The organism is Cupriavidus sp. 01L46 (assembly GCF_056399905.1).
Window position 1 is genome coordinate 1 of sequence record NZ_JBFTSF010000675.1, and the last position, 702, is coordinate 702.

Genomic DNA, 702 nt, shown 5'->3' on the forward strand with positions numbered 1-702 from the left:
GATGCAGGCGGCCCGGATTGTTTATCATTTCGCCGTGATCGGCGCATTTTTCACAATCATCTCCGTACCATACGATGCCGTCATCAATGCACGTGAGAACATGCTTCTATTTGCTGTGTTGGGAGTGTTTGAATCGGCTACGAAGCTAGCGATTGCTCTCTTCATAGCCCGTACTGATGGCGACAAGCTTGTTATATATGGCTTTCTCATGGCAGTGCCCTCTGTCCTACTGCTTGTGATCAGAGCGAGCTACTGTCACGCGCGCTATGCGGAGTGCATCCTCGCACCGATTCGTCTCTTCAACGGTCCGCTATTCAAGGAGATGACCGCTTTCGCTGGGTGGTCGTTCCTGTATTCTTCAACCAGCATTCTGGCAAACTATGGGCAGGGTCTAGTGCTGAACGCGTTCTTTGGAACAGTGGTCAATGCTGCTCAAGGCATAGCAACTCAGGTGAGCGGGCAGCTCGGGGCATTCTCAGTAACCATGCTCCGAGCGCTCTATCCGCTAATTGCAAAGAGCGAGGGGGCTGGCGACCGAAAGCTGATGCTCCAAGCGTCGGTGATGGGGAGCAAGGTGGGTTTCTTCTTGCTAATGGTTTTCTACGTGCCTTTCCTTATCGAGATGCCGTACATATTCAAATTGTGGCTTAAAGATGCACCAGATTACGCTATTATTTTTTGTCGCCTAATCCTGGTTAGAAA

Annotated in this window: 1 protein-coding gene; it reads left to right on the top strand. The window is 50.7% G+C overall.

Annotated elements, in window-relative coordinates:
* Positions 1-702 (top strand): hypothetical protein (locus AC1DS3_RS39260; RefSeq protein WP_477129449.1); only part of this gene is annotated, 702 nt, incomplete at both ends.